This is a genomic window from Dinghuibacter sp., from assembly GCF_035492835.1.
Classification (GTDB): domain Bacteria; phylum Bacteroidota; class Bacteroidia; order Chitinophagales; family Chitinophagaceae; genus Dinghuibacter.
On sequence record NZ_DATJIY010000049.1, the window covers coordinates 1 to 21,914 of the forward strand.

Annotated in this window: 24 protein-coding genes; 18 read left to right on the plus strand and 6 right to left on the minus strand. The window is 52.7% G+C overall.

The window, feature by feature from the left end; translation table 11 throughout:
• The 5 genes from VL547_RS04420 to VL547_RS04440 form a co-directional block, all read left to right on the plus strand.
• On the plus strand, positions 1-543 hold a 543-nt coding region (locus VL547_RS04420), incomplete at its 5' end, for a hypothetical protein (protein WP_325575612.1).
• Positions 544-569: 26 nt separating this feature from the next.
• The gene (locus VL547_RS04425; protein ID WP_325575614.1) at positions 570-1,616 is read left to right on the plus strand and encodes an alpha/beta hydrolase; all 1,047 of its coding nucleotides are present in this window, start codon (positions 570-572) and stop codon (positions 1,614-1,616) included.
• Positions 1,617-1,738: 122 nt separating this feature from the next.
• The gene (locus VL547_RS04430; RefSeq protein WP_325575616.1) at positions 1,739-2,059 is read left to right on the plus strand and encodes a metalloregulator ArsR/SmtB family transcription factor; all 321 of its coding nucleotides are present in this window, start codon (positions 1,739-1,741) and stop codon (positions 2,057-2,059) included.
• Positions 2,056-2,544, plus strand: coding sequence for an SRPBCC domain-containing protein (locus VL547_RS04435; protein ID WP_325575618.1), 489 nt, complete (start codon positions 2,056-2,058; stop codon positions 2,542-2,544). Before VL547_RS04430 ends, VL547_RS04435 begins: the two co-directional genes overlap by 4 nt.
• 13 nt (positions 2,545-2,557) lie before the next feature.
• On the plus strand, positions 2,558-4,108 hold the full coding sequence (locus VL547_RS04440; RefSeq protein WP_325575620.1) for a carboxylesterase/lipase family protein: 1,551 nt from the start codon (positions 2,558-2,560) through the stop codon (positions 4,106-4,108).
• Here the strand turns inward: VL547_RS04440 and VL547_RS04445 are convergent.
• The gene (locus VL547_RS04445; RefSeq protein WP_325575624.1) at positions 4,086-4,679 is read right to left on the minus strand and encodes a dihydrofolate reductase family protein; all 594 of its coding nucleotides are present in this window, start codon (positions 4,677-4,679) and stop codon (positions 4,086-4,088) included. The two genes, VL547_RS04440 and VL547_RS04445, sit on opposite strands and share 23 nt — an antisense overlap.
• Positions 4,680-4,858: 179 nt before the next feature.
• Here VL547_RS04445 and VL547_RS04450 point away from each other — a divergent pair, with 179 nt between their 5' ends.
• The 9 genes from VL547_RS04450 (at position 4,859) to VL547_RS04490 (ending at position 13,721) form a co-directional block, all read left to right on the plus strand.
• Positions 4,859-5,596 (plus strand): hypothetical protein, encoded by a 738-nt coding sequence (locus VL547_RS04450; protein ID WP_325575626.1) that lies wholly within the window; start codon positions 4,859-4,861, stop codon positions 5,594-5,596.
• 85 nt (positions 5,597-5,681) lie between these two features.
• Positions 5,682-6,266 carry a sigma-70 family RNA polymerase sigma factor gene (locus VL547_RS04455; protein ID WP_325575628.1) on the plus strand — a complete coding sequence of 195 codons (585 nt, stop codon included), beginning with the start codon at positions 5,682-5,684 and terminating at the stop codon, positions 6,264-6,266.
• Positions 6,267-6,269: 3 nt separating this feature from the next.
• A complete protein-coding gene (locus tag VL547_RS04460; RefSeq protein WP_325575630.1) occupies positions 6,270-7,121 on the plus strand; it encodes a hypothetical protein in 852 nt (283 codons plus the stop codon).
• Position 7,122: 1 nt separating this feature from the next.
• Positions 7,123-8,754: a caspase family protein gene (locus VL547_RS04465; RefSeq protein ID WP_325575632.1), complete on the plus strand. Its 1,632-nt coding sequence runs from the start codon at positions 7,123-7,125 to the stop codon at positions 8,752-8,754.
• A gap of 56 nt (positions 8,755-8,810) precedes the next feature.
• The gene (locus tag VL547_RS04470; RefSeq protein ID WP_325575634.1) at positions 8,811-9,284 is read left to right on the plus strand and encodes a hypothetical protein; all 474 of its coding nucleotides are present in this window, start codon (positions 8,811-8,813) and stop codon (positions 9,282-9,284) included.
• A 64-nt stretch (positions 9,285-9,348) separates the two neighbouring features.
• The gene (locus VL547_RS04475; protein ID WP_325575636.1) at positions 9,349-10,257 is read left to right on the plus strand and encodes a CsgG/HfaB family protein; all 909 of its coding nucleotides are present in this window, start codon (positions 9,349-9,351) and stop codon (positions 10,255-10,257) included.
• 3 nt (positions 10,258-10,260) lie between these two features.
• Positions 10,261-10,707 carry a hypothetical protein gene (locus VL547_RS04480; protein ID WP_325575638.1) on the plus strand — a complete coding sequence of 149 codons (447 nt, stop codon included), beginning with the start codon at positions 10,261-10,263 and terminating at the stop codon, positions 10,705-10,707.
• A 1-nt stretch (position 10,708) separates the two neighbouring features.
• A complete protein-coding gene (locus tag VL547_RS04485; RefSeq protein ID WP_325575640.1) occupies positions 10,709-11,614 on the plus strand; it encodes a DUF6175 family protein in 906 nt (301 codons plus the stop codon).
• Between the two features lie 7 nt (positions 11,615-11,621).
• Entirely contained in the window at positions 11,622-13,721 is a 2,100-nt protein-coding gene (locus VL547_RS04490) for a hypothetical protein (RefSeq protein WP_325575642.1), read from the plus strand.
• Here the strand turns inward: VL547_RS04490 and VL547_RS04495 are convergent.
• A complete protein-coding gene (locus VL547_RS04495; RefSeq protein ID WP_325575644.1) occupies positions 13,693-14,583 on the minus strand; it encodes an alpha/beta hydrolase in 891 nt (296 codons plus the stop codon). The genes VL547_RS04490 and VL547_RS04495 overlap by 29 nt on opposite strands.
• A gap of 81 nt (positions 14,584-14,664) precedes the next feature.
• Here VL547_RS04495 and VL547_RS04500 point away from each other — a divergent pair, with 81 nt between their 5' ends.
• Positions 14,665-15,537 (plus strand): LysR family transcriptional regulator, encoded by an 873-nt coding sequence (locus tag VL547_RS04500; protein WP_325575646.1) that lies wholly within the window; start codon positions 14,665-14,667, stop codon positions 15,535-15,537.
• A gap of 88 nt (positions 15,538-15,625) precedes the next feature.
• Here VL547_RS04500 and VL547_RS04505 read toward each other — a convergent pair whose 3' ends face one another.
• Positions 15,626-16,579, minus strand: a complete 954-nt coding sequence (locus VL547_RS04505) for an AraC family transcriptional regulator (RefSeq protein WP_325575648.1) — start codon at positions 16,577-16,579, stop codon at positions 15,626-15,628.
• 100 nt (positions 16,580-16,679) lie between these two features.
• On the opposite strand from VL547_RS04505, the gene VL547_RS04510 reads away from it, so the two are divergent.
• Positions 16,680-17,243, plus strand: coding sequence for a dihydrofolate reductase family protein (locus tag VL547_RS04510; RefSeq protein WP_325575650.1), 564 nt, complete (start codon positions 16,680-16,682; stop codon positions 17,241-17,243).
• A gap of 98 nt (positions 17,244-17,341) precedes the next feature.
• Here VL547_RS04510 and VL547_RS04515 read toward each other — a convergent pair whose 3' ends face one another.
• A complete protein-coding gene (locus VL547_RS04515; protein ID WP_325575652.1) occupies positions 17,342-17,869 on the minus strand; it encodes a hypothetical protein in 528 nt (175 codons plus the stop codon).
• A gap of 636 nt (positions 17,870-18,505) precedes the next feature.
• Here VL547_RS04515 and VL547_RS04520 point away from each other — a divergent pair.
• Both VL547_RS04520 and VL547_RS04525 read left to right on the plus strand, forming a co-directional pair.
• Entirely contained in the window at positions 18,506-18,796 is a 291-nt protein-coding gene (locus VL547_RS04520) for a hypothetical protein (protein ID WP_325575654.1), read from the plus strand.
• 386 nt (positions 18,797-19,182) lie between these two features.
• Positions 19,183-19,671 carry a hypothetical protein gene (locus VL547_RS04525; protein ID WP_325575660.1) on the plus strand — a complete coding sequence of 163 codons (489 nt, stop codon included), beginning with the start codon at positions 19,183-19,185 and terminating at the stop codon, positions 19,669-19,671.
• Positions 19,672-20,119: 448 nt separating this feature from the next.
• Here VL547_RS04525 and VL547_RS04530 read toward each other — a convergent pair whose 3' ends face one another.
• The gene (locus VL547_RS04530) at positions 20,120-21,526 is read right to left on the minus strand and encodes a hypothetical protein (RefSeq protein ID WP_325575656.1); all 1,407 of its coding nucleotides are present in this window, start codon (positions 21,524-21,526) and stop codon (positions 20,120-20,122) included.
• Positions 21,527-21,575: 49 nt separating this feature from the next.
• Positions 21,576-21,830, minus strand: a complete 255-nt coding sequence (locus tag VL547_RS04535; RefSeq protein ID WP_325575658.1) for a helix-turn-helix transcriptional regulator — start codon at positions 21,828-21,830, stop codon at positions 21,576-21,578.
• Between the last annotated feature and the right edge of the window lie 84 nt (positions 21,831-21,914).

Below are 21,914 nucleotides of genomic sequence, written 5' to 3' on the forward strand. Positions count from 1 at the left end.
ATACACGAGGTCTGTGTATTCTTTTTTGTCACCGCCCTCCTTTTTACCGCCATACTCATCGTGGTGATCTTTACCCGCCTGCTGTTCCAGGCGGAGCTCGCCGCGCCGATGTATCCGACGCTGCTCCTGTTGTCGGTCCCGTTTTCCATGACTTTTTCCATCTATGATATAATGACCGGCGGCCGGGCCGACATGGTGGGCGCCTTCCTGTTTTATGGAGCGCTGTTTATGGCCGCCGTGTTCGGCCGCCGGATATTTTTTTGCATGGTCCGGTTCCAGTTCTCGGTATCCTTCTGGACGGTCAGCTTTCCATTGGCCGCCCTGACCGTAGCCGCGTTCCGTTTTGCCCACCACTCGACGATCGTCTTTGTAAAAGTCATCCCCTTCGTGTTGCTTGTGGGGACGAGCCTGATCATACTCGCTTTGTTTTTCCAGACATTCCATTTTATCATCGCGGAGTATATCATCAGGGGATGTCCCAAACCAGCGGCGAGGATGACCTACCGGGAGTTTATACACAGGAGTCAAAAACCGGCAGCATGAAGCTACATTACCTTATATTCTTTCTTATGGCTATTATTACGGCGCATCCGGCGATAGCCCAGCTCCCCATCCGCGACCCGCATACGCCGGGTTACGTAACCGCCACGGAACTCCCGGACGGTGTCAACCCCTCTCCCGATGTCGATGGAAATTTTATCCTCGGCCCCACCCATCCCCCCGCGCCGGAATCGACAGGCGTGCCGCAGGGGACGATCTATCACTTTACGATGGCGTCTAAGGATAGCAAAATCTATCCCGGGATTGCGCGCGACCCGAATACGTTTGGCACGGTCGACCCGGCCGATCCTGCCAGGCTGATCGTCACCACCAGCCATCCCGCGCCATACAGCCGCCAGGTGACGGTGTATGTCCCCAAACAATACGTCGCCGGCACCGCCGCGCCGTTTATCGTCGGCGCCGACGGCCCCGACAATTTACTCTTTACGGTATTGGACAACCTGATTGCCGAAGGCAAGGTCCCGCCCATGATAGCCATCTCCATCGGCAACGGCGGCGGCGACGCCCAGGGCAGTCAGAGGGGTTTGGAATACGACGCGATGAATGGGGTCTACGCGGAATTTGTGGAAAAAGAGGTGCTGCCCCTGGTTGAAAGTAAATGCTCCTTGCGACTGACGCGCGACCCTTCCGGCCGCGCCACCATGGGCGGCAGCTCGGGCGGGTCCTGCGCGCTGATCATGGCGTGGTACCACCCGGAACTATACCACCGCGTCCTCACCTATTCCGGCACCTACGTCAACCAGCAATGGCCGTACGATCCATCGACGCCGCACGGCGCGTGGGAATTCCACGAGCACCTGATCCCGGAAGGCCCTGTGAAGCCCCTGCGGATTTGGATGGAGGTCGGGGACCAGGACCTTTTTAACCCCAACGTCATGCGCGACGGCATGCACGACTGGGTCGTCGCCAATGAGAAGATGGCCGCGGCGCTCGCCGCCAAGGGCTATTCATACCAGTTTGTTTTTGCGCGGAATGCGGGGCATGTCGACCATGACGTAAAAAAGCAGACTTTGGCGGAGGCGCTGGAGTGGCTTTGGCGGGATTATCGTCGCTGATTTCCCGGCTCCCGGTGTGCCTTTCCGGCCCCGCTCCGGGGTCGTCAAAAAAATTTGCGAAACTAACCAGTTGCGCATATATTTGCAACCGAAGGGTTTCGTTATTTTAAAATGAAGACAAATTGAGACGGGATATTTTCCAGGCGATCGCCGACCCGACCCGAAGGGCCATCATCACCTTGATCGCCTTGCAGGCCATGACCCCCGGCGCCATTGCCGAAAACTTCAACACCACGCGGCAGGCGGTATCCAAGCACCTGCGGATACTGACCGAATGCGAATTGGTTAAACAGGAGCAGCAAGGCCGGGAAATCTACTACTCGCTGGACATCGATAAAATGCAGGAGATCGATCAATGGCTGGAACAATTCCGGAAGATCTGGATAAGCCGTTTCAGTCAGCTGGACGAGGTATTATCAACGATGAAAAAACTTAAAAAATGAGATTTGATTTCAACGTCGACAAATCGGCAAAGACGGCAACCATCGTTCGGGAATTCAATGCCAGCCTCCCGCTGGTATGGGATGCTTTTACCAAAAAGGAGATACTCGACCAATGGTGGGCGCCAAAACCCTTTTTGTCAAAGACAAAGGTCATGGATTTCAGGGTCGGTGGCCGCCGGTTTTATGCCATGGTCACCCCGGAAGGGGCCGAGCGGTGGTCGCTCCAGCAGTATGTGTCGATCAGTCCCAAGACCCATTTCAAAATGTCCAACGCCTTTGCGGACAAGGATGAAAACCCCGAGCTGCCCGGCTCGGAATGGGATTTGACGTTCAGCGAGGACAACGGGACGACGACGGTGCGTGTCGTGATCTGGAACGAATCGCTGGAACGTATGGAAAAAATGATCGAATTCGGCTTCAAGGAAGGCATGAACGCGACGTTGAACAGCCTGGAACAGCTGTTGGAGACGCTATCGCACGCATAATACTTCTTGGCGTATGAAACAACTGCTCATGGCCGCGCTCGCGTCGGTCATATTTGCCCAGTCCCGCCCGGCGGACCCTTTCGCGACCGTTCGCACCCGCTCCGGCGACATATCCGGCACGGTCAGCGGGGACGTCCACGTCTTTAAGGGCATCCCCTTCGCCAGGCCGCCGATAGGCGAGCTCCGGTGGAAAGCCCCGCAACCCGTCGCGCCCTGGAACGGTGTGCGCCCCTGCTCCCATTTCGGCCCGAGCCCGATGCAGGGCAAGCCGATGACATTTGGCGCCTATACGACCGAATTCCAGATACCCGAAAAACCCATCAACGAGGACTGTCTCTATCTCAACGTATGGACGGGCGCCAAGACCCCCGGTGACCGGCGCCCCGTGCTCGTGTATATCTATGGCGGCGGTTTTATCGGCGGCGGCAGCGCCATCCCCGTCTATGACGGGGAAGCGATGGCCCGCAAAGGCGTGGTCTTTGTCAGCATCAACTACCGGGTAGGCATATTCGGGTTCCTTTGCCATCCGTGGCTCACCGCGGAGTCGGGTCATGCCGCTTCGGGTAACTACGGCCTGCTGGACCAGATCGCGGCACTCCGCTGGGTCAGGGACAATGTCGCCGCCTTCGGCGGCGACCCCGACAACGTCACCGTCGCCGGCGAATCCGCCGGCTCCATCAGCATCAACTGTCTCGTCGCCTCCCCGCTGGCCAAGGGCCTTTTCCGCAGGGCCATCGGCGAAAGCGGCGCCGCCGTCAGCCCCGGTTTTACCAGCGTCGCTCCCCTGAAGGAGGTCGAACAAACCGGTCAGGAAGTCACCACCCGGCTCAAGGTCGCCGACCTCAAGGCCCTCCGCGCGCTACCCGCCGAACAACTGCTCACGACGGGCTTCCAACGCGGACCGGTGATCGACGGTTATGTCGTCCCCGCCCCCATCGGCGAGATATTCCGAAAGCACGAATACAACCCCTGCGACCTGCTCACCGGCTGGAATGAAGACGACTATTTTTTCTATGGCGGTCCCCAATCGGCCGCCCGGTTCCGCCAGCAGTTGCAACAACAGTATGGCGCGGCCGCGGACTCCGTCCTGCACTTCTACCCCGCCCCCGACGACGCCACCGCGCTCAGCTCCCAGAAACGTTTTAGCCGCGACCTCCTTTTTGGCATCCAGAACTACCCGTGGGCCAGCCTGCAGGCGGCCGATGGCGCGCACCATGTCTACCTGTACCGTTTCCGCCGCCGTCTGCCCGCCACCGGCAGCCTGGCGCAATACGGCGCCTTCCACGGCGGCGAAATAGTATATGCGTATGACAACCTCGCGACCCTCTCCCGTCCGTGGGAAGCCGTTGACCGCCGGCTGGCGGAGACCATGTCTTCGTATTGGGTCAATTTTGCGCGCACCGGCGATCCCAATGGCGCGGGTCTTCCGCCATGGTCTCCCTACACGCTTTCCGCAGGCTCCACGATGATCCTCGATGAGCAGCCGCACACGGCGCCGTTGCCCGACAAGGACGAGGTCGATTTCCTGCTTCGCCAGGCGTCTACATCCCGACTTCGCCCGTGACGACTTCTCCGGCCCGCTTGTAGGCGGCTATGATAACCCCTTTTGACGTCACGTGGCTCTCCGTCAATGTAAATGCCGCGGGCATCGCGCCGTTGTCGAACAGTTTTTTTCCCTCCCCCAGGATCACCGGATAGATTTTAAGCCGGAGCTCGTCCACCAGGTCGTTCTGTAACAACAAATGGATAAGCTCGCTGCTCCCCCAAATCTGGATGTCAGCTCCTTCCGACCCTTTAAGCTTCCTGATGTCCGCCGGACTTTTGAGGAAAACGGTATTTTTCCAGTCCGACTTTTCCAGGGTCTGCGACAGCACGTATTTCGTGCCGTCATTGATACCCGGCCAGAAGTCGGCGTGATGGGGCCAGTAGCCGGCAAAAATGTCAAACGTTTTCCTGCCCAGCAGATAGTCCGCCGGCTTCAGCTCCTCCATCACGATCCTGCCAAATTCCTCGTCCCCGTAGGAGGCCGTCCAGCCGCCAAATTTGAAGCCGCCCGAAGTGTCTTCCCCGGGCCCGCCGGGCGCCTGCATGACGCCATCCAGCGAGATCATCGATAAAACGGTAATTTTTCTCATTGTAAGAAATTATTGAAGTAGGTTGACCCTACAAAAATAGAGACCCAATCAGGATTTGACGCGGTGCGGAAAAGACTAGTCAGGGGGTGGATTCCGCCAAAAATAAATTTCCCGGGAGTGATGATTTCTTTCCCGCGGCGTGCGCTTAACGGTAAATCACCCCCAAAAACTGGTTTACCATGAAACAGATTACTTTTATCCTGGCTATCAGCCTTTTTACCCTTTCGCTCCTGCCGGCTTGTAAAAAGAACGGCGGCCCAGGCAACACGACGCCCACGGGCGACACCCAGGGCAATAATTTTTCCGACTCTATCAAAAACATCATCCCCGAGCCCATTATCGATTCCCTGCGCAGCTGGGGTATGACCATCTATGACGGCCAACAGCCGCCCGCCCTCTCCGGGAGTTACCTGGTCCACATCGACAGCTGTATTTTCGATAACGCCGGGACGAACATGGCCGGCCGTCTTTTTGACCAATATCAATACACGTTCAGTGACGAAAACCAGTCGAACCTGTCCATAAGGGTCGCCACCAAGGCCATCGACGATCCCAACGGCGCGACCGAGACATCGATCGATTCGACGGCCACCTTCGTAGCCGGCACCGGCGACTACTTCACCATCTTCGCCGAAGAAAAGGGTGTCGTCACCACGCGCTACGGCCTTAGCACCTATACGGAGCTGGATGTTGTCAGCGGTCAGATCGTGTCCGGCGGTCTGGGCAATTTCCAGTATTCGATCTATATGAAAGACAAGAACGACCCGGTCGGTCAGCTCATCCCCGTCAATACCAGCCGGATTTTCGTGGACGGCGATCCCGGCGGACTGGCCCGGTACCTCACACCGGACCAGGTCCAGAACCTTCTTCCCGCCGACGTCCAAACCGGAGGGTTGCGTATCTCGAATAATAAGTAATTGCCCGAACCTTGGCAATTCATTACATTTGAAAGCACTGAAACCACCGCCTGTAATGAGTTGCCAAGAATTAGACCAACCCCGGATGATAACCCGGATCTTCCGGGAAAAAGTCGAACGGGAGGTCATTAGAATTTTCAATTGTTTTTATACGCACTATTACGAAACATTCACGAGGATTGTCCGGGACAACCTGTCCCGGCAATACCCGTTCCTGAAACACGACCCGGAATTTTACAGCAGCATGGGCTTTGCCGATGGATTGATGACGTTCCAGCAATACATGACACAGGAAGGCTTCGTAGAGCGCGGGGCCCGGCTGAGCTCCTTCTTCTACCGGTTCTGTGTCAATAAGGTGTTGACCCAGGCCCGGAAGCAAACCGGGGAACAAAAGATCCAGTCGAGCTTTATCAAGGACACGAAATCGGAATGGATGCCCGCCGTCGACGCGATCGACCTCGTTAACGAGGACCAGGCGATCCTGCTAAAAGCGATGAACATGATGGATGAAAAAAAGAAGCGGTACATCACCTTGCGGAAATACTATAAATACAGTGATGAAGACATTGCCGGCATCATGGGCGTGTCCCCGCAATCCGTCCCTAATGAAGTATACCGGGCGTTTTCGAAGCTGAGAGACATCTGCCATACCCTTAAAGACAAAAAGTAACCCATGGAGATAACGCTGGAGCAATATCAGAATATACAGCGCTACCTGGATGGCGGCATGGACGCCGCGCAGGCGGCCGTTTTCCGGCAGGAGCTGGAAACGAATGCGGACCTGAAAGACGCTTATGCGTTCGAAAGGGAGCTCCGGGAGCACATCGGAACCGTCCATGAGGCGGAAGAGATCGCGGCGTTGAATGATTTGCCGGGGGAAAGGGCGGGCGCCGACGACGACTTCTTCCGGGACCTCATCCAGCGGTCGGGGGCGGAGTGGCGGGCGGCCCATCCCGCGGGCGCGGCTTCGCGCGCCGGCGGCGGCAAGGTCATTTCGTTCACATGGGCGACCGCCATCGCCGCCTGCCTGCTCCTGGCCATCGGCGGCTCGGTCCTCTTCATACACTTCGGCGGCCCGTCGGCAAACCCCGCCGACCTGTTTGCCGCTTACTTCAAAAAAGACGCCCTGCCCGCGGACAGCAGCCCGATGCTGGCGCAGGCCCTGACCGACTACAAAAACGACAAGTATGCCACGCTCCAGCAATACGACCTGGAGAACCTCCCGATCGCCAAGGGCGGCGACGATCAGCGGCAGAAAACCATGGAGCTGGGTTACTATTACAGGGGCGTCTCCTGGCTGGCCACCGGCGAGCCGGACAAAGCCATGACCGACCTGCAATGGGTGATTGGCCACGCCCAAACCCCGGACCTCGTCTGGAAGGCACAGTGGTACGAAGCGCTCGCGCTCTTAAAAACGTCCAATATCCCTGCCGCCACCGAATTGTTGCGATCCATATCCGCGAATGCACATGCCGTGGGTTACAACCATCAAGCCGCGGCTTTACTGAATCAACTATCCCGTTGATATGAAATGGATACACGGAATCGCCGGTGCAGGGCTTTGTCTGGTTTCGGTCTTTGCCCGGGGACAGTCGACGTATGGGCTCGTCATCGGCGTGGCGGACTATGCTTACCATCCCAAGCTGACGTTTGCGGACAAGGACGCAGTGGAATTCTATTTCTACCTGAAAGAAGCCGCCCACGTCGACGCCAGCCGGGTATCCCTTTTCCTGAACGCCATGGCGACCCGGGAAAAGATCGGCGAAAAATTCCACCGCATTGTCGGGGAGGCGCACGAAGGCGACCGCCTCTTTATCTATTTCAGCGGGCATGGCGATACGGAGCAATCGGCCCGGACTGACAATTTTTTTCTTTTGCTCGGCAGGGCCCCCGCCAAAAACTACCTGACCAGACCGGGCGAACTGCTCGACAAGCAGTTTTTTGACGGATATATCCAGGCCCTTATCCAGAAGAAGGTCAGTATCATTTTTATTTGCGACGCCTGTCACGCCGGTTCCCTGGCGGGAGGGGAAACCGGGAAAAGGGTCAACACGGGCGCCATCATGGGCAGCTGGCAACACGAGATCAAGCTGCTGTCCTGCCTGCCGGACCAGGCATCCTGGATGAGCCCGAAGCTGGGTGGCGGGCGGAGCCTTTTTTCCTACTACCTCGTCCTGGGCATGAAGGGGCTCGCGGACAGGGACGGCGACGGGAAGGTCAGCGTCTCGGAATTACAGACCTACCTGAATGACAAGGTCGGGCCGGACGCCAAAGCCTATGGCGGCCCCCAGCAGCCGGAAATCGTGGGACAAAAGGAATTCGTCGTCAGCAGGACCTGGCCGGCAATGGTCTCGGAGGCGCGGCAGCAGTACCAGGCCAACTCCCCATCAGAAGAATACAAAAGGCTGGCGCCCATCCCGGGAGCCAAGACCAAGGTCGCCAACAATCCATTCGTTGTCAAGAACGACATAGTGGGTGAAACCCGGGAATTCCTGGAAATCGATCCCTGGAACGCGGTGGCCGAGGGCTATTTGAAAAGCGTCTACTATTCCTTCAAGGAAAAGATCGAGGCCGGCAGCCTGGTCCTCCCGCAAGACAATTCTGCGTACTACTATTACACGCTGTTCAAGCGGAGCGGCGGGGATTCCGCGCTGACCATGGATATGCGCACCACCCTGCAAACCACGTTGTTGACGACGTTCGACGACCTCCTGGACCCTTTATACGGGGGCGATACCGCCACCTTTGCCACGGCGGTCAAGGGCTATAACCCCCTGAACCTGGCGATGGCTGATACGCTCGCCTCCGGCGATACGCTTATGGCCAGGCAGATAGAAGCCCGGACACTGCTGTTAAGGGGATTTTCCGACACGGCCCTGCTTCGTCAATCGATCGCCCTTGATTCCCTTTGTCCCGCAGGTTACCTGGAATTCGGGCGCGTGCACCTGGCGACCGGACAGCCCAGGGAAGCCCTGGACGACTTCGAAATGTACGTGCAACTGCTTCCTAATGAGGAACATGGATATAACTATCTCGGGCTCGTATACCAGGTTCTCGGTCAACCAAAAGCGGCGTCGGAGGCCTTCAAAAAGGCCCTGTCCATAAACCCCTCCTTTGCCCCTGCCCGGGAAAATCTAAAAAATATTTTCGGAGACTGACGATTTTCGCCCCTTCCAGTGTACTCTATAGGTATAAACACTAAATACACTGGTTTATGAAAAAGATATCCATCGCCTTTTATACCGGCTTTATCTGCGCCCTCCTGATGATCAGCACCGGCGCCCATGCCCAGGATGACAATGTCGACGCTTATTTCAAGAACAGCGGGTGCGCCCTGCTGGCCAAGATCGCTCACCCGTCGGGTACCGCCGAAGACTTAACGTATGACGTTTATAGCGGATATGTCCTCGTCGACATCAGCTACAAGGGTGGAACCCGTACCCGGCTCCGGGTCGACCGCAGCGGGGGCGGCTTTTCCCGGGTCTCGGTACTGTATGACAATGGTTTCATTGCCCCGTTCGCCCTGGTAAAGCTCGTCGCGGACGTCGCCCTGGATCAGTACCAGGGGAGCACGTCCAAAAACGAAATCGTGCGATACCTGGAAAATTCGCTCGACAGGGAGCTCGAGGACTGGAACGGCTCCGACTGGGCGGCCCTGCTGGTCAACCTGGATTACTTCTCAAACTAGGACGGACGCCGCACTTCACCGCAGGCGCCGCACTTTCGATAATTCAACTAATAAACAAAGTTTTATGTCCAAACTCACACCTCTGGGATCTTTTTTCTTCTTCATTCTTTTTTGCTCGTCCACCGCAAACGCACAAACAGCCGATTCTTCCAAAGTACGTCTTGCCGTCCTCCCCTTCGTCGCCCCCACCGGTGCGGCGATCACCAACCTGGGGGATATTGTCACCATCCAGGACATCGTGACATCCGAATTCACTTCGCTGTCGAGGTTCATCGTCCTGGACCGGTCGAAGTTCCAGGCGATCATCGACGAGCTGCACATACAGAGCAGCGAACAATTCCTGAACGGCAGGATCGTCGACCAGGGAAGACAGGAAGGGGCGCAATACCTGGTGACCGGCGTCGTAACCGAATTCAAGGTGGCCCGTACACAACACGCGAATTTAAAGCACCCCAATCAACCGATCATATCGTACGCCGGTTCGCTGAAAATGTCTTTCGGTGTCATCAACGTGCAATCCGGTCAATCGCTATTCACCAACCAGATCACCATTTCCGCCAGCGACCCCCTCAGCTTGCTGGACTCGGCCGCGAACGCGCGGGCGGCTTTGTCAAAATTGAAGGACGAGGTGAACAAGCAGATCAAGCTTATCCTCGCTAGCCAGATATCGATCCAACAGTTGGGGCAACTGGACCGTGACGGGCTACCCAAAACCATACTGACCAACGGCGGCGGTGACATCATCAAGCCGGGCGACAGAACCCGGGTAACCATTTCGCTGGTCGATAAGGTAGGCGACTATGTCCGGTATGTGAAAATCGGCGAGCTCTACAAACCGACGGTCGAAAACCAGATCGTCGAATGGGAAATAAGCCATAAGGATGCCAAGGCGGTTGCCGACGCGTTCAATGCGCACACGCAGCTGGTCGTGAACATCGACAACACGGTACATTCCCTGATCCCCAAATTCTAACCCATGAGACTGTTCCTGCTGTTTGCATGCTGTCTCTTGTTTGGCTGCAGCCCCAAGCTCCAAAGCTACAGCGCCCAGATCTCCGCCCTGCCCCAGACCGAAGAAGGCACCATCTATCTCCAGGTGTCGGGGCTGGGGGACGACGCAGGAAGGGCTTACGAGAATGCCATCTACGACGCCTTTACCACACTCCTCTACCAGGGCGTGCCCGAATCCATCCAGTCTTCGCCCATGATCCCGTCGGAGAACGCGACCGCCGCCCGGCCGAAGATGGACAAGTGCCTGCGCGATAAGAACTGTTACAGGAATTATATCACGCAGGTCACCCAGCCCGGAACGGCGCAAAAGGTAAAGGGGGGCTATTCCGTCACGATCGATATCAAGATCAACCTTCACGCCCTGAACGACTATCTCATCCAACACAACATCATCAGAAAATTCGGATTCTAATATGACTAAGATCCTGTTCACGTTGCTGGCCTTTTGTCTTGGCGGTCAGCTGTCCTTCGCCCAGATCAACAACAGCTCCAACCAGCCGGTGATTGCCAACCAGCAGGCCATCATGATCGTTCCCTTTATTAATCTGGGTTCGCAATACCGCACGGTATACGATAGCTCGAAGATCACCCAGCTTACCATCGACAAGCTGAAGGAAGGCTTCGGGACCCGGCAATATCACGTGATCGACTTCGTGACCGCCTACGACAATGCGCAAACCGACGGCTTGCTCACCAGCCTGAAGAGCCAGGATGACATCATTTCCACCATTGCCCGTAATACCGGCGCAGACATTATCATCAAGGTGGATGTGCTGCCACTCCGTACGGGGACGATGGGCCGGATCGCCACCGTGCGCCTGATCGCGTCGGACGGCGCCACCGGCGTGGACTACGGCACCGTTCCCTGTGAGTCGCCGCAGAACAGCACGCCCGATTCGGTAGGGCTGATTCTGCGGGCCATTTCGGAAGTCGCCGCCCCCGCTCCCGTGACCAAATTCTTCAACATGCTGCAACAGACCTTTACCGACATCATCGAAAACGGCCGGCAATTAAAGGTCGTGATCAACTTCGACAGGAACAGCACCAAAAGGTTCGACACCATGGTAGATGGCCAGCCCCTAAGCGACCTGATCAACCAATGGATGCAGGACAACGCCTACAAGAACCAGTACGACCCGACAAGCGTTACCGAAATCCAGATGATCTGCTCGGTGAAGGTGCCCGTAAAAGGTCCGAACAAACGAAACTATAACCCCTATGATTTTATGAGCCTGTTCGCCCGGTTCCTGCGCAGCCACCATTTGAATGTCGGACAACCTGCCCTGAACGCCGGGGCCATTAGAGTGAACATCAATTGATTTTTGTATGAAAAAGCTACTTGTTATCCTGTTGGCGCTTTTCCACGGGGCCGCTTTATTCGCCCAGGACACCACCGGCAACGCCACCATTTCCCTGGCGGTCGTCATGCCGTCGGAAATAAAGGACCTGTCCGATGCCCAGATGTCGAACCTGGAAGACAGGATCAAGGACGTCGTCACTATGAACGGTCTTTCCGCCGAGGGCGGTCTGGATGGGTTCCTGATCTATCCCAAGCTGGACATCAACAGCACCAAGACCGTCCAGCTGACCCTCGGGAATATGACCGTCGTACAATGTACGCTGAGTCTCTATGTACGACAGTACATACCTAATTCCTCGTCGATCCTCTTTTCTTCCTTCACCCGGGACATCGCGGGGAACGGAAACTCGGAGGCCGAGGCGATCAGCAACGCCCTTACCCAGATCAGACCGGACGACGAGGCCTTCCAGGCCTTCCTGGCCAGGGCCAAGACCAGGATCATCGCTTATTATGTCCAGAACTGCGAGCGCATTATGAACGAGGCGCAACACGCGGCGGACCTGCAAAGCTACGACAAGGCTTTTGCGTTGCTGCTCAGCATCCCGAAGGAAGCCACGACGTGCTATAGCCAGGTCCAGCAGGAGTCGGTGGCCATTTATATGAAGAAGCAGCGCCAGGACTGTAACCGGTATATCCTGGAGGCAAAGACCTTTGCCGCCGCCCACAATTACGACAGCGCCCTGCTGACCCTCCGGAAGGTCGACCCCGAAAGCGTCTGCCGGGACGAGCTTGCCAACGTGCTGAACGACGTCGTGAACCGGGTGGACGACAACGACAAGCGGAGCTGGGAGCTGCTGATCCAGCAACTGCACGACAATACCGAGATCGCCAAAGCCCGTATCGAAACGGAGGCGCAGATGGCGCAGGGGTATCTGAACGGGGCGGGGCGGAAAAGCTATACCGTGACGGGGAATGGGGCGAACCCGCAGATACAGGAGCAGCAGCAGCCGGCCGGGTCTATGCCTGTCCAGACGGTGTCTAACGGATCGGGTGCGCCCGGTGGGGCCGCGCCCGTGCCTTCCGCGCTGCTTTCCGCTACGGTGCTCAAGCCCGAGGTCCTCTTCGACAACAACATCTTCCCCTCCTTCATCATCAGCCGGGCCGGCTCCACGATAAGCGACGACCAGTCGAAGTACGGCGACATTTATAGCTGTATCGGGCTCGCCGTCAACAACCCCTCCATGAGCGGCACGCTGACCTACGAAATCGAACCGGTGGAAGACAAGTATTTCGAAAAAGTAACGGGATCGATTGCCTTTACGCCCGGGCAGCCCGTCGTTTACTTCCCGGAGATACCCTGGAAGTACGACGCCCTCAAGAATATACAACAGTCTACGCCACTCAGCATCCGTTTTCGCCTCATCGATAACGGCGGCGCCTATCGCGACGTGATCGCCAAGGTCAGCGTCCGCTCGATCAGCGAATGCATCACCTCCTTCACCATGGGCGGCAAACAGGAGATCAGCGCCACCCTGGCCGCCTATGTAAACGAGGAGAACCCGCAAATCGACAAGATCCTCGAGGAGGGGCTCCAGAAGAAATGGGTGGCACACTGGGATGGCTATCAGGAAGGCAAGGAGGGGATCGACCGGCAGGTAAAGGCCGTCTGGAAACTCTTGTCCGAGCGGGGTATCCACTACAGCGACATCACCGGCGCCACGACCAATACGAGCAATACGTTTACCAGCCAGATCGTCCGCCCCTTTTGCGTGGCGCTCGCCGACAAACAGGCCAATTGCGTCGAAGGCACCATCCTGTTCGCCTCCATCCTGAAACGTATCGGCCTCCGCCCGGTGATGGTCCTCAAACCCGGTCATTGCTTCCTCGCCTACCGCGTTGCCGACGACGACAACGGCGACCTGCAATACCTGGAAACGACCATCATCGGCGAATTGAAGGGCGAACCTTCGGAAAAGGATTACGAGGACAATTACCTGAAAGCGCTCACCACCGGGTCTTCCGAGATCAACGCCGCCGCTAAAAACGAAATCTACCTGATCGATGTTACGGCATCGCGGATGCAGAATATAACGCCGATCAATTTGTCGGGGACGTGTGCGAATTGATGTACCTGGCCACCGTTTCAATAGCTTCCCTACCCTCTTCGATTACACCACCCATCTGGAAGAAGCCATGCGGCATTTTAGGGTAAAAGCGCTCGGTTACGGGCACGCCTGACTTACGCAGCTGTTGTGCATACGCTAGTACCTCATCCCTCAGTGGATCGTACCCGCCTATCAAGATGAGGGTATCGGGCATGACGAATAGATCGGGGTTGAACATCAACTCCGCGTTTGCCCCGTAGTACGCCCAGAGCTCGTGCGCGCTTTTCAGGGTCAGGATCGGACCGTCCGCAAATTCTTTCCACGAGGGCGTGGCGAAGGAGGGGTCGATCAACGGGTAAATGAGGACCTGGGTTTTTATCCCTTTTACCTTGCCCGCTACGGCGATGGCCAGCGCGCCACCGGCGCTGTCACCGGCTACCGAGACGTCTCCGATGTTCAGGGCGCCGGCGTGGTTCATGATCCATTCGGTGGCATCGATACAGTCATTCAAGCCATGGGGGCATGGATATTCCGGGGCAAGCCTGTAATCGACCGAGATAACGACCACACCCGATGCATTGGCCAGCTGTCTTAGCGGACGGTCGTGGGTTTCGAGACTTCCTTTAAAGAAGCCGCCGCCATGGAAATAGATCAGCGCGGCCAGCGACTTCTGGCCGCTGGGTCTGTAGATCCGGAGGTTGACTTTCCGGTCGGGAAATTCGATCGTTTGGTTGGTTATGTTGAATATCTTTTCCGGTTCACCCGCGAGCGGATTCAGGCGTTCGTAAAATACCCTCGACGCTTCGAGCTTGTCTTTGATATCCGTGGGGCGCACGGCATCGGCAAACGCCAATGCCTGTTGTACCTGTGGTAAGAGTTCCATGGTTTTTTGGTCAAATGTCGGCCCCGTTTTTCCATAAATAAAATATATCGTTTTATCGTTTGCTATAAATATATTTATAGTATGGTAAACCTCGAATGGTACAGGACCTTTAAGGCCGTCTATCAAACCGGCTCGCTCACGGCGGCGTCCAAAGCGTTGTTTATATCGCAACCAAATGTGAGTCAGCACCTTGCTTCATTGGAAGCCCACGTGGGGAAGACGCTGTTTGAACGGAAACCGAGGATTGTGCCTACCGACTATGGCAAGTTGATGTATACGCAGATCGTCGAGCCGTTGGGGCGGCTGGAGGACGTGGAGGCTCATTTCAACGCCATGTCCTTTAAGAAACAGACGCCCCTCATACGACTGGGCGTCGTTCAGGAATATTTTCACGCGGTGCTGTCTTCAAGGGTATCCACTGTCGACGCAAATCTCGTGGTGTCGTTCGGTAGCACGCGGGAGCTGCTCGACAAATTGCACAAGGGGCTCCTCGATTTTGTCGTCTCCACCAAATTGCCTTATAAGAACCTCGTGTTTGAGCCCGTCCTGCAAGAACATTACGTCATCGCCGCCAGCTCCTCCGTTGATACCTCCGTCTTCGATCGCTGCGTCTCCGAGGAAGACTGGGCCGGCGTCGAAGCATGGCTGCTCTTCAAACCCTGGATGGCCTATACTACCGACCTGGCCATCATCCGCCGGTTCTGGATAAAGAACTTCAACAAACGACCGGTCATCAAACCGTACTGCGTGATACCCGATATGACGGTTATTTTGTCGGCGCTCAGGCACTATCCAGCCTTGACTGTCGCGGCGGATTACCTGGTGGGGGACGAGCTGAAGGTTATTTGGAGCGGGAGGGACGCTACGGAAAGCATGTTGTATCTGGCTTATGACAAGACTACGGCGACGGCGGAGGGGGTGAGGGTGATGAAGGAGCTCTGTGGCACGAAGTAGGTGCCCCTAATCTCCTTACGCACCTGGTTCCGGGAAAAGAAATGATCCTGTATAAAGAAAAAGGGAACTTAAATTCGGCGATACGGTCCTATTTCAATAAACTCCCTGGCGTGACGCCAAATCGTTGTTTAAAGGCCCGCTGAAAGTGCTGCGGGTGGGCGTATCCCAATTCGTAAGCGATGGCGGAGATGTTCTTCTCGCCTTCGAAGATGAGCCGTTTGGCGCGCTGGAGCCGTTCTTCCTGAACGAGCGCAAATACGCTCAGGCCAAAAACCTGCTTGAAATATCTTTTCAGCTTGAATTCGTTCAGGCATACCCGTTTGGATAGCTCCTCCAGCGAGAGCGGGTTACAGAGGTTCTGAAGGATGACATCCCTGCTATGATGGATTTTTTCAAGGTCGGCTTTCCCGATAGCCGGATGCTGCAACGGCGCTTCCAGCAAAAGGTGGCACTGATTGGCCAGCAATTCCATGACGCGGGACTCGAAATACAGGCGCCCGACGGGTAAGGGCAGGGTCCTCGCCCAGAAGCTATCGAAAAAATATTGTAACGTATGGCTCAGGCCCTTCGCCGGGGAATGCAGCACGAAAGGCTCTCCTTTCGCCAGTTTTTCGGCAAACGGGGCCATTTCCTCCAGGTAACCGCTAAACAGCTCCATCATCTTTTCCGGCGAAACATACACATAAAACATCCGATGCGTCCCCGTACCCATCAACTGGTTCGTTTCCATCGAGAACGGGTTGAAGAGGATATTGTGGTAGCCCTTTCGATAAGGATGCCGTTCCAGCAACCCTCCATGGCTTTGCCGACTTTCACCCTCCAGCATGAAATTCATTTCGACGCGGCTGGTGTCATTGTAATGCGTCCAGGGGGCCGTATCCGTATCCGTTACGACAGTGTCGTCCACGATACAGAACGCATCGGTCAGGGCGATCTTCATCCGACCGGTCCGGTCCTTCAACGGTGAATGGAACTCCCGCCATGATCCCTTGGGCATGGCCATGAGCTGCTCGATGGTAAACGCTGTGACAACTTCTTCCATTTCCCTTTCTTGCGTAAATGGTACAAATGAATCCCTCTGGTATACCTTTCGACGGGCTAAATGGTTCAAATTCACCGAAATTTAAGCTAAAATCGATCAAATGAGAAATCTAGTCTATGCCATCAACCTTTCCGCCGATGGCTGTTGCGACCACACCATTCTCGGCCCCGAAGAAATGACGGACGAGATAGCGGAATACTATACGGACATTATGGAAGACGTAGACCTGACCATCTTCGGACGTAAAACCTACGAGCTGATGGTTCCCTATTGGCCCGATGTCGCAAAGGACCCGTCCGCGGATAAAACCGATAGGGAATTTGCGCAGAAATTTACCGCCATGGACAAAATTGTTTTTTCCCGCACCTTAAGCCATGCCGAAGCCAATACGAGGATAATCCGTGCCAATCCCGGCGACGAGCTCCTTCGGCTGAAAAAGGAAAAGGGCAAAAAGATATCGGTCGGTGGCGTCGACCTGGCCGGGCAATTGATAGCCCTTGGGCTGGTGGATGAATGTTATTTCGTCATTTTGCCGGTTATTGTGGGGGAAGGGAGGAGGTTGTTGGGAGGGGCGGGGATGCCGTCCAGACTAAATCTACAACTGGCCGGGTCGAAGACTTTTGCATCGGGGGCGGTGGGGCTTCATTATGTGAAGCGGGCGTAGCGAGCACTTTGTAAGGACCTTTGGAGTACCTGCGGCGCTGCGCGCCCGCGGTGACCCATTTTGGTGAAAATTTGTGATGTAGTAACTAGTCAAGATGATTAAAAGGAGAAGGCTAACTTCTCCTTTACATGCTTCCTTTCATTTTCTATTATTCCTTTATTGTGCTTTAATTCATAAGCGCGATCTTTTTCCAATAACCTAAACCACATGACGGCTGGGAAGTTCTTATTAGAGTGAATGTCTAATCTGAAAATAAGCTTCTCTGTAGGCTGTCGATGTTTGTTGATGATTTGGCTCAATTCAGTGGGCTTCACGTCAATCTCAACAGCAAATTCGTTGTTCTTTTTCTCCAGGCGGTTGATATACTCTTTCAAAAAATAGCCAAAGTAATAGTCTTTATTGAAAGTGTCGGAATTTAAATAATCCTCGATTAAGAATTTCAATTGTAGCAGTTGAGATATTAATTTGCTTTTCTCCGTCTGCTTTTCGGAAATTTTCTTTCTGTGTTTGCGAAACTCCGCGAGCATGGCCTCTCGCTCTTTGGGATCTTTGGGGCCAGGAAAAACCAGAGATTCTGCCATCTCTTCAGGCGTGTATTGCCTTTCAATTTCTTTGAGTGTCTTCATGTCAAATGATTTTACTGATGCGAGTCTAAATATTTTCTTATCAACCGGCGAGACCCATCTTCATACAGGATCATAAAGCCTTCAGGCCGTTTTTCGGTTTTCCAGGGCACATAATGAAAGCCATATTTTTCCTGGTAATGGTTTATCAAATAGGTTTTGGGGATCAGAAAAATACATCCGTCATGTCCTCGTTTAAACGATTCCCTACAGGCAAAGGCTATCAGGCAGCCTGCTATACGGTCCAATTTCTTGGCAGGTCCCATGTTCTCTATGGAGACCTCCAACAAGTCGACCTCAATGGCGTTTGTCTCCTCGTCGCTATGCTCTATTACACACATAAGTCCTAGAATCTCCTTATCCGTCACAAGTCGTATCTTGTAAACTTCTTTAATGTAAACTATTAACAAATATGTTCACTTTTTAATATTAGAAAAGTATGCGCAGATTGTTTCTGAAAATGCAAAACACGCAGCTATAGCTATGGGCTTCTTTAGCTTTAGGCCATTGTCCAAACTCTGTCGCGCGCAGATGAGCCCCTCCGGGGCTTTAGTCGAGTCGGCACAACACATTTTAAGCCATTTGTCCTGGATTTACGACAAATTGTGATAGTTTACTAAACGGATCTAAATTTCAATTATGATTAACGGCCCAAAACTCTTGCCTAATCAATTTGCAGCCTTGATGGCTGACGGCGCAACAGGCCACGTACTGTCAACCGACGGGGAAGTTAATCGGAGTGATGTAAAAGACGTATATCTGATATTCGAGGATATTGAAAAAGCTAGACGGTTTGTAGAAGACCTGAATAAGCGAGACGATACGATTGAAGTAGTTATCTATGATTCTCGATATGAATTAGTAGAGTGCCACGACGCCCCTAAATGGAAGGCTGCATCAAACTCGGAGGGCAAAAACAAATCATTTTAGAGCGGGTTTTGAAATATAGTCGGGACGACTGGATTACCTCCGCGCTGCGCGCTCCGGTGATCCGCGGGTGGGGGTGGCCTAAAGCCTGCAGCATGCAGATGAGCCCCCTCGATGACCTCATGAAAATCAATATACTAGCAGTTTCATAAAAGCGTCACTATCAACATTTTAAAACATCAACAAAGTTTGTTAACTTTGCATTGTCATATTTGCCATTATATATTTTGTAAAAGATTCCCCATGAAATCCGCGAAAGACTTCAGAATATCGTTGACGGAACTCGCCTCGAGGGGTCGGCAGATCGTTGCACAACGCTCAGAAATCTCCTTGTCGAAAGCTTTGAAACAGGTTCAACTGTTAAAAGCGAATTCGAAAGTCGGGCAATTATCAAAGAAAGGCAGGTCAATTTCATAAAAGCATGGGCTGAAGCATCAGGATCGTTGCTTGATAGCCTGCCCATGGGAAGCGAGTATCTTACCAAAGGAGGGGAGTCTAAAGTGTATTTGGCTGCTGACGGCTTGAATGTCATTAAGGTAAATGATGCCGTCTATTATGCTACATGGGATGAGTATCTAAATAGTCTACTGCTCCACAATCTGTTATTTCCCAATACATTGTATTTATTGATTGGTTTTATAGAAATTGACAACATCTTGTATGCCGTATTACAGCAGCCTTTTATTGAAGGTGGTCAAGCAGGAATGGACGATATAAAGGAATTTTTAAGCTACAATGGCTTTAAAAATACCAAGCGACAGGATTATTATAACGGTGACTTTGGCTTGGTGTTGGAAGATATGCACGATGAAAATGTGATCGCCAAGAATGATTTGTTGTTTTTTATCGACACGGTGTTTTACGTAATGAAAAAATAGTCAGTCTGACTTCCGTCAGGAATGGATAATGCAGTGTTGCTCTATAAATATCTTGACAGTATTCGAATCCTGAAAATATTGCAGATCATTTAGCAACGAAAGCACGGTAAGGTTGTGAAAATATAAAACCCGCCGTAGTGGCGGGTTTTGAATTATAGTCGGAACGACTGGATTACCTCCGCGCTGCGCGCTCCGGTGATCCGCGGGTGGGGTGGCCTAAAAGCCTGCAGCATGCAGATGCGCCCCCGGAGGGGGCGTTTTTATGCCCATGCGGCCTCGTCGGAGCAAGCTCCGCCGTTGCCGCCCGGGCATAAAAAAACCAGCCACATTCGTGGCTGGTTCATCTGCATGCTGCAGGCTTTTTGTCGACTTGGCTGTACTTACTTCGAACCTTTTTTTTGCAAATATAAAAAATATAGCAACCATAAATTATTGATTTAAAATACCATTAATTGGGAGATGGCGGATTAAGTGGGATTGGTTCAACGGCGGCAACAGCGGCTAACTCATGTATCTCAGTATTTTCTTTAGTTTCTATTTCGACCTCTGCTTCCTTGCCATACTCACTTTTTGTTACTTTGCTCGATTCTATTTGTTCCATCAATCGGTCAAACATACTCGTAGGGGTTTCGATGGCTTTAAACTCTTCACCAAAAATCTCACGATAGGCGTTTTGAAATAGGTCAGTTTCCCTGAATTGGGTAAATAAAGGCCATGCCTTATAATCTGATTTCTTTATTTCACCCTCCGCCCCGATCTTCTTCATAATTTTTACCGATTCTTCGTAGTTTTCTAATAGTACTTCTTTAGCAAGCCTAAATTTGTCATTAAAGGCACTCCAATCCATGCTCTCTAGATAGTGATTACATCCGCCTTTGATATTGCCGAATTTCATTGCAATAGCCTTATTTACAACGAAAATTGTCTTGCTTTCGGCATTATGGTGTCTAGGAATAATTCTTGTTGCAAAATCTAACAAAATATCGGCTAAATCATATTCTTCATTTCTCAGCAAATCGAAGCAAACTGTATTGAGACCTTGATCAGCATTTTCTAAATCGTCGGACAATAGCTTCCTCCAAATAACCTGAGTTAGTTTTACACTGATTTCAAACAAGCAGCGAAATGATTTTTCGAAGTATTCAGCTGTTACTGATAGCTTGTCATTTAAAGCGATTTCCTTTTCAAATACGACCTTATTATTTCTGCAGATAGTTAAATATTGACTCGATACATGCCCATCGCAGTGTACAAATAAATTTCGCCTTTCAGTTATTTCAATAAAAGTCGCCCAAATAGGTAAATCTTTCCTTAGTGGGATGCCCAGTTTAGACTCCAACCATTCAAAATGTGAGGTGTGGCTTTCCCGAATTATAGCTTCTACTTCCTTTTCAACAATAAATTCCTTTGCCTCTTCAATTGAATTTATTTGTAACAACTTGGAGAAGGTAAGGTTTTTTTCTGATGAGTTCAGTATTTCAGGGCGAATACTAAAGATTGTTCTTATTAGATTTCCCAAGAAGGAATCAAATTGACTTATCATTGAAACAAACAAACTTACCGGAATTATATCTCTCGCTGTAGACGCTGTAGTTGCATTTTTTTCTAGTGATCGGAAAATGTGTATGTCTTCGTTTTCTAACTTTACCTTCTCACCTTCTACTCCCTTCGATTTCAAGAATTTCAATAAATCTTTGCTTGCGCGAGTGCTGTTTACGGAAATTAGAAGCATAACCAGCGGCAGGGTATCTCGAATGCCTTCGATTTGCCTCAGAAACTTTTTGCACACATTGTCAAAGGATATTAAATTCTCCGATTCTTTTTCATTCGAATTCACCGCGTCCTTTTCATTCATATGGTATTGCTTTTATTAGTAAAAAATTTCAATAATTATAAAATATATTTTAAAAGCCCTCTTGAAAAAATTCATTTATTGTCATTCCAAAGGATGCGACAACCTTTACTAGACTGCTAAATCTCAGATCCTTGCCCTGCTCATACCTACCATATTGCGCCCTGGGTAACCCATGCTCATATGCAAAGGTCTCATAACTAGCATATCCCGCTTTGATTCGCAATGCTTTGATGCGAGCACCTAATTTAACTAATTGCTCTTCCGGTTCAATAGGTGTTTTCACCCTTTTTTGGCTCTTATCCATCTCATAAATAACGGAAAATCACACTGAATTGGTTACCACTAAAGAGATACTACTAATAAGTGGCTTTAAAATGATTTTTCATTA

Excerpts from the sequence above, each read along its gene's own strand:
- VL547_RS04465 (WP_325575632.1), top strand. The coding sequence starts at position 7,123 with ATGAAATGGATACACGGAATCGCCGGTGCAGGGCTTTGTCTGGTTTCG.
- VL547_RS04515 (WP_325575652.1), bottom strand. The coding sequence starts at position 17,869 with ATGAAGACACTCAAAGAAATTGAAAGGCAATACACGCCTGAAGAGATG.
- VL547_RS04450 (WP_325575626.1), top strand. The coding sequence starts at position 4,859 with ATGAAACAGATTACTTTTATCCTGGCTATCAGCCTTTTTACCCTTTCG.
- VL547_RS04440 (WP_325575620.1), top strand. The coding sequence starts at position 2,558 with ATGAAACAACTGCTCATGGCCGCGCTCGCGTCGGTCATATTTGCCCAG.
- VL547_RS04505 (WP_325575648.1), bottom strand. The coding sequence starts at position 16,579 with ATGGAAGAAGTTGTCACAGCGTTTACCATCGAGCAGCTCATGGCCATG.
- VL547_RS04445 (WP_325575624.1), bottom strand. The coding sequence starts at position 4,679 with ATGAGAAAAATTACCGTTTTATCGATGATCTCGCTGGATGGCGTCATG.
- VL547_RS04530 (WP_325575656.1), bottom strand. The coding sequence starts at position 21,526 with ATGAATGAAAAGGACGCGGTGAATTCGAATGAAAAAGAATCGGAGAAT.
- VL547_RS04500 (WP_325575646.1), top strand. The coding sequence starts at position 14,665 with ATGGTAAACCTCGAATGGTACAGGACCTTTAAGGCCGTCTATCAAACC.
- VL547_RS04480 (WP_325575638.1), top strand. The coding sequence starts at position 10,261 with ATGAGACTGTTCCTGCTGTTTGCATGCTGTCTCTTGTTTGGCTGCAGC.
- VL547_RS04510 (WP_325575650.1), top strand. The coding sequence starts at position 16,680 with ATGAGAAATCTAGTCTATGCCATCAACCTTTCCGCCGATGGCTGTTGC.
- VL547_RS04460 (WP_325575630.1), top strand. The coding sequence starts at position 6,270 with ATGGAGATAACGCTGGAGCAATATCAGAATATACAGCGCTACCTGGAT.
- VL547_RS04520 (WP_325575654.1), top strand. The coding sequence starts at position 18,506 with ATGATTAACGGCCCAAAACTCTTGCCTAATCAATTTGCAGCCTTGATG.
- VL547_RS04475 (WP_325575636.1), top strand. The coding sequence starts at position 9,349 with ATGTCCAAACTCACACCTCTGGGATCTTTTTTCTTCTTCATTCTTTTT.
- VL547_RS04495 (WP_325575644.1), bottom strand. The coding sequence starts at position 14,583 with ATGGAACTCTTACCACAGGTACAACAGGCATTGGCGTTTGCCGATGCC.
- VL547_RS04455 (WP_325575628.1), top strand. The coding sequence starts at position 5,682 with ATGATAACCCGGATCTTCCGGGAAAAAGTCGAACGGGAGGTCATTAGA.
- VL547_RS04485 (WP_325575640.1), top strand. The coding sequence starts at position 10,709 with ATGACTAAGATCCTGTTCACGTTGCTGGCCTTTTGTCTTGGCGGTCAG.
- VL547_RS04435 (WP_325575618.1), top strand. The coding sequence starts at position 2,056 with ATGAGATTTGATTTCAACGTCGACAAATCGGCAAAGACGGCAACCATC.
- VL547_RS04425 (WP_325575614.1), top strand. The coding sequence starts at position 570 with ATGGCTATTATTACGGCGCATCCGGCGATAGCCCAGCTCCCCATCCGC.
- VL547_RS04535 (WP_325575658.1), bottom strand. The coding sequence starts at position 21,830 with ATGGATAAGAGCCAAAAAAGGGTGAAAACACCTATTGAACCGGAAGAG.
- VL547_RS04490 (WP_325575642.1), top strand. The coding sequence starts at position 11,622 with ATGAAAAAGCTACTTGTTATCCTGTTGGCGCTTTTCCACGGGGCCGCT.
- VL547_RS04470 (WP_325575634.1), top strand. The coding sequence starts at position 8,811 with ATGAAAAAGATATCCATCGCCTTTTATACCGGCTTTATCTGCGCCCTC.